Genomic DNA, 12,696 nt, shown 5'->3' on the forward strand with positions numbered 1-12,696 from the left:
GATCTAGAGATGAAGTATTGCAAGTGCTAGGGGAGGAGGTTTACGATAGAGGTCCTGTAGGTTCAGAATGAGGGCTTCTCCATCGGATCTGATTTTAGGCAGTAGTAGACGAAACTTGGAGGGAACATGACACGTGGTAAAGGGAAATAAGATAGGTATTATCGTTGCAGGTTTGTTGTTGTCTATCCTAATGGCTTCAATGGACAACACGATCGTAGCAACAGCAATCGGTACGATCGTCGGGGATCTAGGCGGCTTTGACAAGTTGATGTGGGTGACATCCGCTTATTTGGTAGCAGAGATGGCTGGAATGCCGATTTTCGGGAAGTTATCGGATATGTATGGGCGTAAGCGTTTCTTTATCTTTGGTATCCTTGTATTCATGGGCGGCTCTGCTTTATGCGGTACGGCAGACTCTATCGTACAGCTTAGTATTTATCGCGCCATACAAGGGATTGGCGGCGGCGCACTGATGCCAATTGCATTTACGATTATGTTTGATGTCGTTCCGGCGGATAAGCGCGGGAAAATGGGTGGCTTGTTCGGTGCTGTATTCGGTTTATCCAGTATTTTCGGCCCACTGCTTGGGGCCTATATTACGGATTATATCCATTGGTCATGGATTTTCTACATCAATTTACCGCTGGGACTGATTGCATTTGTGATGATTGCTTTCTTTTACAAAGAGTCTGTCCAGCATTCCAAACAAAAGATCGACTACCTTGGCGCCATAACGCTGGTAGCTTCCATCGTTTGCCTTATGTTCGCACTTGAGCTTGGCGGCAAGCAATATGCTTGGAATTCGAGTACAATCATTGGTTTATTCGCAGCTTTTGCGATTCTTATTATCGGTTTTGTATTTATCGAACGACGTGCCCAAGAACCAATCATCACCTTCGGCATGTTCAAAAATCGTCTTTATGCAACGAGTAATGTCATGGGGATGTTTGCTGGAGCAGCGTTCATTACCGCCTCAATTTACATTCCTATCTTCATTCAAGGTGTTCTTGGAGGATCGGCTACGAACTCTGGGCTTGTCTTGCTTCCCATGATGCTTGGATCCGTCGTAACTGCCGCGGGTGGTGGTTCTATGCTGTCTAAGTTTAGATATAGATCCATCATGATTCCGACATTAGCGCTTCTTGTTGTAGGTATTGCACTGCTCACGACGTTAACGACAGGTTCATCCCGTTTCATCGTCACGATATTCATGATTCTTGTCGGTCTTGGAATTGGCGCATCGTTCTCTGTTTTAAGCAATGCTGCGATTCATGGCCTTACTGCGCGGCAGCGCGGCTCTGCAAGTTCGACGCTTAATTTCATGCGTTCATTGGGAATGGCGCTAGGGATTACGGTTTTCGGTATTATTCAAAGTCACGCGTTTACGAATAAATTAGCTTCCGTTTTCGGCAGCGGCGGTGGGATGCCACAAGGTTTCGATCTAAGCGATCCCCGTAAAATTTTGACACCGGAGACTCGGGGGCAGATCCCTCCTCAGGTGCTTGATAAGATTACAGTGGCGCTTTCCTCGTCGATCGTTCATACATTTGCTTGGGCAATTATCCCGTCCGTCATTGCTCTGCTAGCTGCATTTGCTATGAGTAAAGATAAATTCGACCCGGCTTCTGAACTCGAAGAATATTCGGCGTCACATTAAAGAATGTCCATCAATCCGCCTATATGGCGGATTTTTTTGTCTGAATTTATATGTTTTGGGGTCCAGTCCATGCTTCGCTGGAAGGGAAGGGGAACTACAGGGCGCGAGCGACCAACGGTAAAGTCGTGTAATTTAGCAGGTGGAACTCCTGCCTGGAAAGGCAAAAGCCATGCCACCAATAGCGAGTCTTGGGCTACCGCCAGTAATGTCGGGTGCTAAGCGTAGACAGTTAGGTAGTAGGCCTGAAAGTGATGGAGCCTCGAAATTAGTAACGATGGGAAGGTCGACAGTCTGCGCCCACTGGAAGGCAACACTTGGTTTAGCGAAGAAAAAAAAAAAAAAAGTGGCTAGCGTAACCAAGCTTCCCCGGGGTCATAGAGCCAGGCATGCTATACAATGGTTACACGGGAACCTGGGAGACCCTGCGACTCTTTCATGAACAAGTACTTTTTAGGAAGGTACATGAGAGTATGGCAAACAACTAATCAAAAAGGAGAATGCCAAACGGTACGCAGGGAGTCGGATAGCTGCATAGTACCAGAGAAACCGATGTAATGTCGGCGGAGGGAAGGCGGCTACATGTTACTGATCTTGGTAGAGACACATTTACAGCACACAGAGGCGGAGGACAAATGGAAACGAAACTAGCAAGAATAGCAGAGGTTGCAAAAGCAAAACCCAAAGAACGGTTCACATCCTTAGCTCACCTGATGAATAAGCAAATGCTTAGGGATAGTCACTTAAAATTACCAGCCGACAAAGCGACGGGAGTTGATAAAGTCACGAAGGCTGCGTATGGAGTCCAGCTTGAGGAGAACCTCGATGATCTCATAGCCAGAATGAAACGTAATGCGTATAAACCTCAGGCATCTCGAAGGACATACATCCCAAAAGATGAGAAGAGCAAGCGCCCGCTAGGTATCCCTTCGTACGAGGATAAGATCGTGCAGCACGGAATAAACCAGATTCTACAAGCTATTTACGAACAGGATTTTATGGAATGTTCGTTTGGATTTCGACCTGGAAGAAGCCAACATGATGCCATAAGAGCACTTGACCAGATCATCATGAAAGAACCCATACGGTATGTGGTGGACGCAGATATTCGCGGCTTTTTCAATCATATGGACCACGAGTGGATGATGAAATTTCTGGAGCATCGCATAGCCGATCCTAATCTCTTAAGACTAATTAAGAAGTTTCTGAAAGCGGGCGTGCAGGAAGACGGAGAGTTTAAGCCAACAGATGAAGGAGCACCGCAAGGGGGACTCATTTCGCCGATTTTATCTAACATTTATCTGCATTACGCACTTGACCTATGGTTTGAGACGACAGTAAAGAGAGAATGTGTAGGAAGGGCAGAAATGGTGCGTTACGCGGATGATTTTGTATGTTGTTTTGAACAAGAATGGGATGCGAAGCGGTTCTACGAGGCATTGGTTATGAGGCTGAAAAAGTTCGGGCTGGAGATCGCAGAAGAAAAGACGAAGATCATCCGATTCGGAAGGCAGTCGGAAGTGGCGTGCAAAGAGGTAGGTTTAAAGAAACCAGAAACCTTTCGACTTCCTAGGGTTTACGCATTACTGGGGCAAAGGCAAGAGTGAACGTTCAAGACTCATGAGGAAAACGAGTGGAAAGAAATTTAGGGCGAAGGTGAAGGAATTCAAGACATGGATTCGAAGTAACCGACACACCTCAGAAGTAGAACTGATGAAGACCATAAGAAGTAAATTAGTGGGGCATTACAATTACTATGGAGTGTCGGACAACATCGGAGGAATAACATCGTACTTAAGAGCAGTCGAGCGATTGGTACTGAAGTGGAGAAACCGAAGAAGCCAGAAGATAAGCTTTACGGAGGAAAAGTTCGCCATGTTTCTCGCCCGAAACCCATTTCCGAAACCGTCAATAACCGTGAATCTATTTGCAAAGAAAAGTAACTCTGTAAGGTAGCATGAAGAGCCGTATGCCTTAATTGGGCACGTACGGATCTGTGAGGGGTAAGGGGCACAATCCGAGACGGAAAGGCCCCGCCTACTCGACTATTTTGCTGGAAACAGCCCTTTGGGCAAGTGGACGGGAACTAGGGTCCTCTATTTCTCCATCTGAGCAGCTAGTTCGATCACTGAGGAGAAATAAGACCCTGTAGTTCCCCTTGAACGCCCGAAATTCCACTTTTCGCCGAAATAAGGGAACAGAGTTCCCACTAACAGGCGGATTTCAAGTTTAGCTGGTGCCAAGTTAATTCGTTGGTTTCGATAATTAGGCAAATCTTTTCGAAGACAGGGTATTCTGGAACAGTATTTATAATACCTTGTACTAAAGGGTTATTTTGATCCGTTGAAATAGGAGGCTGCTGTCCAATGAGCAAAATTCGTATTGGTATGATTGGAACAGGCGGAATATCGCAAGTGCACGGGCGTCAACTGCTGGAATTAGAGGAAGCGGAGATCGTTGCACTCTCCGATACTAGTGCAGAGAACCGGGAGAACTTCGCTGCCAAGTTCGAGCTTGATGATGTGCAGCATTTTACGGACTATCGGGAGATGTTGGATCAGACCGAATTAGATGCTGTTGTCATATGCTCTCCGCACACGATGCACTTCGAGCAGGCGACTGATGCGCTGCATAAAGGGCTGCACGTGCTAATTGAGAAGCCGATGACTTGTTCCTCGGAGGAAGCGGAGCTCTTGATTGCAACAGCGGAACAGGCGGGGAAAGTGATGCAGGTTTCGTACCAGCGTCATTTCCAGCCGGAGTTCCTGTACATTCGCGACGCGATTGCAAGCGGCGAGATTGGGAAATTGACATCGATAACGGCATCTCTGTATCAAGACTGGAAGCAATTAACGACTGGTTTGTGGAGACAAGTTCCAGAGTTATCCGGCGGCGGCATGCTGATGGATTCCGGCAGTCACATCATTGATATGCTGCTGTGGACGACGGGACTCACGCCGGTGGAGGTTAAGCCGAGCCTGCATTTGCAAGGAGCGCCAGTGGAAATCGATTCCTTCACTTCGATCCGGTTCGAGGAGGGCGCTGTAGGCGGATTGAACATTATCGGTTTTGCGCCACGCTGGCATGAAACCTATGTATTTTGCGGCGAAGACGGCGGTATTTTTTATGACAATGGCAAAATTACCATTCAACGCTTCGGTCAGAAGCCCGTCGTACCCGAGCTGCCCAAACCGCAAACGAACCAAGATAAAAGCTTTATCGATGCCATTCTTGGACGCCATGAGGTGAAGGTGCCGGGTACTTTTGCCTTGAAGGTTGTCAAGTTTACCGAGATGATTTATCAAGCAGCCGGATATAAACCGTTTTAATTTGTAGAAAAGCCTATTCGGAGCAGACAATTGCTGCTTACTGGATCAGGCTTTTTTCCAGTCTCCATGTCCATTGAGGTTGTATATATATCCACAAAGTGGAAGATGTGATACGATATTTTCATAAGTGGATAGTCGGATGTGGGGGAAACCAATTGTATACACGTTCAAGCAATCAAGCTTTTAAACAACCTTCCATAGAAGGCACTAAGAGAAGTGCGAATGTGCAGACCCAAGCAGGGCAAAGTCAGTACAACTCGGTCATCCAATTGCAACGTACGATCGGAAATAAGGCTGTTCAGCAGCTAATTGTCGGGTCACCGGTGATTCAAGCTATGCCTTGGCCCAGCAAAAAACCTCAGCAAACTAAGATTATGGATGCAATCGCGGAAAATTGGAGTGACTTGGATTCTTCTGATGTCAAAAGTTTTTATTCCTGGTGCGCGACAACAGAACAGTTTGAGAACATTCCGAGGGAATTAAGCCATTCAGAATGGAAAACCCTCAGTGAGAATTGCACGGGAGCCCAATTTGACAAGCATGGTTTTGCCAGCGATCAAAGCGCGGAGAATATTCGAGGTATTTTCAAATACGTTACAGCGAAAAAAGTTACGCCTTACAAAAGTTATGATGTAGGAACTTATGATCAAACCAATGAGGAGCTGGCTGCGGATATCTCAAAGGTGCAAACCGAAGGTGTTTTCGATTTGGATCGTATTATTGCCGTGAACATTTCGTTAGCATCTGATCTGATTCAAGCTGATAAGAATAGACACGCGGCCATTTGGGAAAAAGAAAATAACCCTGAACTTGAACAAGACAAGAAAACACTGCTTAGTCAGAAGCTTAGGGCAGCGAAGGAAAGCATTCAGAACATTCTTGCTCTCTTAACCGGCGAGCATATGACCAAACTTAACGAAGAGAAAGAAGCTGCGAAAAAGAAAGCTAAAATTGACGGTGCTGTCCTAGCTGCGGAGCAGTCCTATGATATTACTGGCGGCAGCGCATTAACCCGGGCCATTTGGAACAGCACGAAAGCCAATGCGGGCTTAACCGGATATCTGGAGATCGGCGGTTCTTATACGGTTCATGAATTACAAACCGCCCATGATGAATGGCGGGACTTTGGTATCGCTTATGATGACTCGGACGGGAAAGTCGATTATCTGGAGAATATACACAGTCCGGGCAACGGTACGGCGCAAGATAAATGGGGTCATAGCAATTATGAGAGCCGCTCGTGTCGATATCAGGTCGATTTTATCTCCACATGGGGTGGAAATCGGACCGTTATGCATGTAGGATTACAAGGAACGGAAAAGTAATAATGCGATACATTTTTTGGAATGCTGTATACAAACCACATGAGGATTCAGACAGGACGTGAAGAAATGAACGACAAAGTTGTGCTGCCGGTCTGGACGATCGGCTTATTTATCGTTGTGATGAATACTACGATGTTTAATGTCTCCATCCCAAGTATTATCCAAGATCTACAGATTTCCGCAGATCTCGGCTCTTGGGTGATTTCAAGTTATTCCATCGGTTATGCGTTATCCACTGTGATATACAGCCGACTCACCGATACGGTGCCGATACGAAAATTATTGACAGTAGGCCTGCTTGTGCTAGGCTTGTCATCTATTCTAGGCATTTTTGCACACGATTTTCATATCCTTCTGATGGCGCGTATTCTACAATCTGCGGGTGCTGGCGTAATGGCAGGGCTCGGATTGGTGCTAGCCAGCCGCTATGTTCCGTTAGAAAGGCGCGGCTCCGCGATCGCCATGATCTCGGCAGGGAGTGCGATGGCTTTCGGATTAGGTCCGATTGTAGGCGGACTAATTTCGGAATATTGGGGCTGGAATGGGCTATTCGCAATTACGGTTCTTGTCCTCGTGATCCTTCCGATTCTGCTTCGATTGCTTCCGAAAGAAACTGGATTGCCGTTTCGATTCGATATTCTCGGGGCCCTGCTAACGGTTGTCAATGCGGCCACCTTGCTGTTAGCCGTGACACAAATGTCGCTTGTTTGGCTTGCGGTCAGCTGCCTTTCATTCTTGGCGCATTTATGGCACATGAGACGGGGGAAACAATCGTTTATCAATCCTGTTCTGCTGAAAAGAAACGATTTTCGGCTGCTCGTTGTGATTGGGTTTTGCATTTTGGTTTTGAACTTGGGCAACTTGTTCCTGATGCCGCTGGCTCTGGCCAACTTGTACCACTACTCGGCTATGAAGATCGGCTTAACGATCGCACCGGGTGCGGTGCTATCCGCTTTTTTGACGCGCTATGTAGGGAGATGGATTGATCGGTACGGCAACTTGCGCTTTCTGCTCATTGGCCATATGGTATTGTCCATTGTCATGCTAGGTTTCTGCATGATGCTCGGATTTTCGCCAATGGTAATTCTCCTTGGATATATTTGTTTTTCACCTGCATTTTCCGCAACGATATCGTCTTTGAATAATGAGACTTCGCGTATTTTGCCTAAAGAGCTCATTGGTTCAGGAATGGGACTCATGCAGCTCATTCAGTTTTTCGGAGGATCGATCTCAGTAGCGGTGTGTGGAATCTTGCTTGAAGTACAAAAGAAATCGAGTCTTCTTCAAGCATACCGGCACGTATACAGTTTACTGCTGGTAATCGGATTGGTTTCTGTGGCTATGCTGTTCTGGTACAAGTTGTCTGTTTCGGAGAAAACAGCGGTTTAGGAAAAGTAGATCTTGCCTGTTCTGTGATTTTCAGAATATAATTAATGAAATGACTTGTATGTGCGACTGGCGTAAACGTGGAGTACCACGAGGGAGCACATATGTATACAGCCGTACGCCTGGGCAGAGGTAGGGATTATCATCCCTGCCTCTTTATGTTTAGAGAGGGCTGATTCCTATGACAGAGAAATTAATTCTAGACGGTAATCGAGTAGCGGACTGGATGAAAGAGGTGCTTGTGGAGCGAATAGGAGTTCTATCCAAACGAGGGATTGTTCCCTGCTTAGCGACAGTTTTGGTTGGAAGTAATCCTTCTTCAGCCACTTATGTAAAGATGAAAGGCAATGCATGCCGAAAGCTGGGTATGCGCTCCATCCGTGTAGATTTACCTGAGAATACCACTACGAGTGAATTAATCGAAGAAATTAACAAGCTTAACGAGGATCCGAATGTGCACGGTATTCTGCTCCAACATCCAGTTCCCCCTCATATTGACGAGCGGACAGCATTTGATGCCATTCGAATTGAGAAAGACGTAGATGGCGTTACAACGCTGGGGTATGCGCAGAATGCATTCGGCATTGCTCAATTTCCATCCTGCACACCTGCAGCAATTATGGCAATCTTGGCGTATTACGACCTCGAAGTTGCAGGTAAACATGCCGTAGTGATTGGAAGGAGCCCGATTCTCGGGAAGCCAGTGTCAGCCATGCTACTTAACAGTAATGCGACGGTTACAACTTGTCATTCTAGAACGGCTAATCTCGAAGAGATCGTACGTTTAGGCGATATCGTTGTTGCGGCTGTGGGGAAACCTAATTTCGTCAAGGGCAGTTGGATCAAGCAAGGTGCTATTGTGCTGGATGCCGGATACAATGCAGGGAATGTGGGAGATGTAGATTACAAAAGCTGCTTGCTGAATGCTAGCGCTATTACACCTGTGCCAGCTGGTGTTGGACCTGTAACCATTGCAACATTACTTAAACATACAGTGGATGCTGCTGAGAGATAGTTCAAAATCAGTTATGAGAGGCTGTCCTAACGGGGAAATCTCCCGCTAAATGGTTCGATTGATGACCATTATGGGACGGTCTCTTTATGTCGCTGATAACTTGATCTTAAAATCTTCAAGTGTTATTATAGATATTAAGGGTCTTTAATAGTTGTTATATAGGAGGGTGAAAGTCATGCAATTTTTTGACGTAGCCATTATTGGCGGAGGGCCAGCAGGATTGAACGCGGCGCTTGTATTAGGTAGGGCAAGAAAACGTGTAGTCGTGATCGACGAAGGACGACCGCGCAATCGGGTTACTCGTGAGTCTCACGGTTTTCTAACGCGTGATGGCATTTCTCCGGGGGAGTTTCGGCGAATTGCGAAGGAACAGATTCAAGCTTATCCGTCTGTTCATTTTGTAGAGGAAACAGCTCATACGATCTCGGGCGAGGATGGTAATTTTCAGATTACGACAGGACAGGGATCAACTTTCCGAACTAAAAAGCTGCTTTTTGCTGTAGGGATGAAGGATGTACCATTAGAAATCAACGGCTTGCAAGAGGTATACGGCAAAAGTGCTTTTGTTTGCCCGTATTGCGACGGTTGGGAATTGAGAGACCAACATCTTGTTCTCATTGGGAAAGGGGCTAGAGCGCTTCACTCGGCCAAAATGCTGGCAGGCTGGACCCCTCATTACGTTGTCTGCACAAACGGACCAGATGAATTGACGGAAGAAGAGCGCGAAGAGTTGAAGCTTCACAACGTGCCTGTATTTGATGCTCCTATTCAGCAAATAAATTCGAAGGATGGTATGGTGGAGCAAGTCATTCTGAAGGATGGCACCCAATTAAACTGCACGGGCATTTTCTTTGCACCAAACCTGGTTCCCGGGTCAGATTTGCCGCGGGAATTAGGCTGCCAAGTGACAGAAACAAGCACGATTGTCGTAGATGCTTTCGGTAAAACAAATGTACCTGGCATTTATAGTGCAGGAGATGCGGCAACACAAATGTATCAGGCGATTGCCGCAGCATCGATGGGGGCTCTAGCCGGTGTAGGCATCAATAATGAACTGCTTGCCGAAGCCTGGAATAGTCCATCCGATACCAAAGGTGAATCTGAGTAATCGATCTTTATGATTGTTTCGAAAAAAAAGGCTGTCCATTCGTTATTCAAAATGGGTGGCCTTTTTTTACTCTAGAAAAGTCCGGTTAAATTTACTAAGGAGTTCTCCAAATTTCATCTGGTCATCCAAGGACCATTCCTGGAGCAGCTCCATAACAAGTTCGAATCGGACTTGTTTGTTGGAAGCGAGTTCCTTGGCGCCGAATTCGGTAATTTGCAAAGAGTAGGCGCGTCCATCTTGAGGGTCCGGTATCCGATAGACGTATCCTTTCTGCTCTAGTGCAGCGGTTTGACGGCTGATCGTCGACATATCCAGATGAAACTCTTCCGCCAAAGCTTTCACACCGGCAGATCCATAAGAGGAGATTTGATGGAGCAAAAGATAAGCGGAACGATCCAGATTGCCGACTTTTTTATTCGTTGTGGCAGCCAAGAATCGACGCATAAGAATGGTCAGTTCGACTTCAATCGTTTCGGCAGGATGAATTGTCATAAGTTACCTCATCTTAGTTCTTAGTCTTTATTGAAGGGTAATTGAACTTCACGGTGTATAGTTGTATAATACAAATATATAGTTGCATTATACATCTAGATAAATCCAAAGGCAATTCATATTGGAGGGGAACGGTCATGAAAGCCAAAGAAATCATGGTCCGCCAAGTTTACAAAGTGAAGGAAGATGACCCTGTCCGCAGTGTGATTGAGAAGTTTATTAAGTACCGAATCAGCGGGCTTCCCGTCGTTAATGATCGGAATGAGGTAACCGCTTACATTAGTGATGGAGATATTATGCGCTATATCGGCAAGCATGATGACTATGTCTTCGGCTCTTATATTTACACGGCTGTGATCAAAGGAGACAGCGAAGAATTCCACGAAAGAGTTCAAAATCTGCTCCCGATGAATGTCATGAAAATCGCTCAGAAGAAAGTGATAGCTGTCGACGCTGAAGAGGAAATCGAGCAAATTGCCGCCATATTAGGTAAAAAGCGAATAAAAAAACTGCCTGTCCTGCACCGCGGCGTATTAGCCGGCATTATCAGCCGGGGGGACGTTATTCGCCATTCTTTCCAGTCTTTTTTGTAGTATAAAACGGAAAAATAAAAGGATGCCCGAATAGCCGAGAGAGGCTAAGGGACATCCTTTTTTAATGCTTAGTAAGCAAGAGCGAACAAACCGTGAATGTGGGACAGGTAGCGAACATTGCTCGCTTCTTTCATCAGGGAAGCAGGCAAGCCTTTCAACTGCGTGCTGTTTCCGCCGATTGTGCCGATTCCGTCTTTACGGCCTAAGCTTCCAAGCGTTCCGGAGAATACAGGGGTGAATGTGTCCATAGCGCCACCCTTGATAAGAACGGAAAGATTGTAACCAACCGTTTCACCCATCTGCCAAGCAAGTTGAGCAGTAGGAGGGTACGGTCTTTCACTGCCTTCAGGGAATACGACCGCGCAGTCGCCTGCCAGGAAGATATCCGCGTGGGAAGTGGATTGAAGCGTTGATGTGACAGTAGCACGGCCGCGGTCTTCTGCGATTCCACAGCTGCCGACAACCGGGTTGCCTTTCACGCCGCCAGTCCAAATAATCGTGTTCGACTCGATGGTTTGTCCGCTTTTCAGGGAGACCGTGTTTTTAGTCGCTTCCGTAATCGCTACGCCAGTTAGGAAAGTAACTCCGCGTTTTTCAAGGCTGGTTACCGCACGCTCGATCAGTACTTTAGGGAATACCGGAAGGATGGCAGGGCCAGCTTCCACGCAATAGATGGAGATATCGCTGAAATCGATGCCTTTGCTGCGGCAAACTTCCGGCAGTTTATCAGCGAATTCGCCAACAAGCTCAACGCCTGTCAGACCGCCTCCGCCAACGACGATGGTTGCATCAGCTTTATTGCCGGAAGCTTTATAAGCATCAAGACGAGCTTCAACATGCTCACGAATACGGTTAGCATCCGCAGCAGATTTAAGTACCATGCTGTTCTCTTCCAGACCCGGAATGCCGAAGTAGTTCGTTTCGCTGCCAAGAGCAACGACAAGCGCATCGTAAGTATGTACAGCGCCACTGCTTGTAACGACTTGTTTATCATTTGGTTTAATTTCTTTAATCGTATCTACAACGATATTGACATGTTTGTCACCAAGCAGTTTTTGTAATGGAAGCGCAACAGCTTGCTCTTTAATCGTGCCACCGGCAAGACGGTGCAGTTCCGTAATAATTTGATGTGTTGGAAAGCGGTTGATGATTGTTATGTTTGCTTCTGAAGCCGTCAAATGTTTACGAGCTGTCAGTGCGGTCAAAAGGCCGCCATAACCGCCGCCAAGAATAAGTATTTGTTTAGCCATCGTTATCATCCCTAGTCCGTATTAATTTTTACGTTCAGATAGTACGTTCAAGAATGCTTGTGCAAAACGAAGAGTTTTCTGCACTTCAGGATCTTTCAGCATTTTTAGTATACCGAAGAGACCGATTGTTGATCCTGCTTCAGCCTGGGAGCGCTCACCGGCTTCAATAGCCGCGGACGCAATGTCTTTCGCTTTCTCTTGTACGGGCTTAACAAATTCGCCAATGCCTTGGGCAAAATCGTTAATCAATACTTTGTCCGTTGCTACGTTTTGTGCAAAATCATACGCTTTGGTTAGCACAGTAACCATTTCCGCCAATTTAGGCAGGTTGTCGACCAGTACAGTCAGAGATTGTTGCACCTCAGGCTTCAGCAATTGGTCAAGTACGTCTAACGATTTTGGTTCCGCAGCGGCCGTTGCAGCTACTTCTTGAACAGCAGATGTTTGTGACATGTGAAAATCCTCCTTTGCGTTGAAAAAAAATCGGGTACTGTCACAATGTGTACGGGTGAAACAGATGTTTCCCAAATGGTTGTAACATTTT

Annotated in this window: 11 protein-coding genes and 1 riboswitch; of the genes, 8 read left to right on the top strand and 3 right to left on the bottom strand. The window is 46.4% G+C overall.

The window, feature by feature from the left end; translation table 11 throughout:
* Positions 1-133 precede the first annotated feature (133 nt).
* The 7 genes from GC097_RS19725 to GC097_RS19755 all read left to right on the top strand — a co-directional run bounded on the left by GC097_RS19725 (position 134) and on the right by GC097_RS19755 (position 9,817).
* Positions 134-1,657, top strand: a complete 1,524-nt coding sequence (locus tag GC097_RS19725) for an MDR family MFS transporter (protein ID WP_171685018.1) — start codon at positions 134-136, stop codon at positions 1,655-1,657.
* 632 nt (positions 1,658-2,289) lie between these two features.
* Entirely contained in the window at positions 2,290-3,261 is a 972-nt protein-coding gene (gene ltrA / locus GC097_RS19730; RefSeq protein WP_246294351.1) for a group II intron reverse transcriptase/maturase, read from the top strand.
* A gap of 759 nt (positions 3,262-4,020) precedes the next feature.
* Entirely contained in the window at positions 4,021-4,983 is a 963-nt protein-coding gene (locus GC097_RS19735) for a Gfo/Idh/MocA family protein (RefSeq protein ID WP_171685019.1), read from the top strand.
* Positions 4,984-5,138: 155 nt separating this feature from the next.
* The gene (locus tag GC097_RS19740) at positions 5,139-6,308 is read left to right on the top strand and encodes a hypothetical protein (protein WP_171685020.1); all 1,170 of its coding nucleotides are present in this window, start codon (positions 5,139-5,141) and stop codon (positions 6,306-6,308) included.
* 66 nt (positions 6,309-6,374) lie between these two features.
* Positions 6,375-7,697, top strand: a complete 1,323-nt coding sequence (locus GC097_RS19745) for an MFS transporter (protein ID WP_171685021.1) — start codon at positions 6,375-6,377, stop codon at positions 7,695-7,697.
* 52 nt (positions 7,698-7,749) lie between these two features.
* A riboswitch (ZMP/ZTP riboswitch) is annotated at positions 7,750-7,829 on the top strand.
* A 46-nt stretch (positions 7,830-7,875) separates the two neighbouring features.
* Positions 7,876-8,709, top strand: coding sequence for a bifunctional 5,10-methylenetetrahydrofolate dehydrogenase/5,10-methenyltetrahydrofolate cyclohydrolase (locus GC097_RS19750; protein ID WP_171685022.1), 834 nt, complete (start codon positions 7,876-7,878; stop codon positions 8,707-8,709).
* 175 nt (positions 8,710-8,884) lie between these two features.
* The gene (locus tag GC097_RS19755) at positions 8,885-9,817 is read left to right on the top strand and encodes an NAD(P)/FAD-dependent oxidoreductase (RefSeq protein WP_171685023.1); all 933 of its coding nucleotides are present in this window, start codon (positions 8,885-8,887) and stop codon (positions 9,815-9,817) included.
* A 66-nt stretch (positions 9,818-9,883) separates the two neighbouring features.
* Here the strand turns inward: GC097_RS19755 and GC097_RS19760 are convergent, their stop codons facing one another.
* Positions 9,884-10,309 (bottom strand): MarR family winged helix-turn-helix transcriptional regulator, encoded by a 426-nt coding sequence (locus GC097_RS19760; protein ID WP_171685024.1) that lies wholly within the window; start codon positions 10,307-10,309, stop codon positions 9,884-9,886.
* Positions 10,310-10,446: 137 nt separating this feature from the next.
* On the opposite strand from GC097_RS19760, the gene GC097_RS19765 reads away from it, so the two are divergent.
* Positions 10,447-10,902 (top strand): CBS domain-containing protein, encoded by a 456-nt coding sequence (locus GC097_RS19765; RefSeq protein WP_171685025.1) that lies wholly within the window; start codon positions 10,447-10,449, stop codon positions 10,900-10,902.
* 68 nt (positions 10,903-10,970) lie between these two features.
* Here GC097_RS19765 and GC097_RS19770 read toward each other — a convergent pair whose 3' ends face one another.
* Positions 10,971-12,152, bottom strand: a complete 1,182-nt coding sequence (locus GC097_RS19770; RefSeq protein WP_171685026.1) for an NAD(P)/FAD-dependent oxidoreductase — start codon at positions 12,150-12,152, stop codon at positions 10,971-10,973.
* A 21-nt stretch (positions 12,153-12,173) separates the two neighbouring features.
* Positions 12,174-12,605 carry a helical membrane plugin domain-containing protein gene (locus GC097_RS19775; RefSeq protein ID WP_171685027.1) on the bottom strand — a complete coding sequence of 144 codons (432 nt, stop codon included), beginning with the start codon at positions 12,603-12,605 and terminating at the stop codon, positions 12,174-12,176.
* Positions 12,606-12,696 lie beyond the last annotated feature (91 nt).

This window comes from Paenibacillus planticolens, assembly GCF_013141725.1.
Lineage (GTDB): Bacteria > Bacillota > Bacilli > Paenibacillales > NBRC-103111 > Paenibacillus_E > Paenibacillus_E planticolens.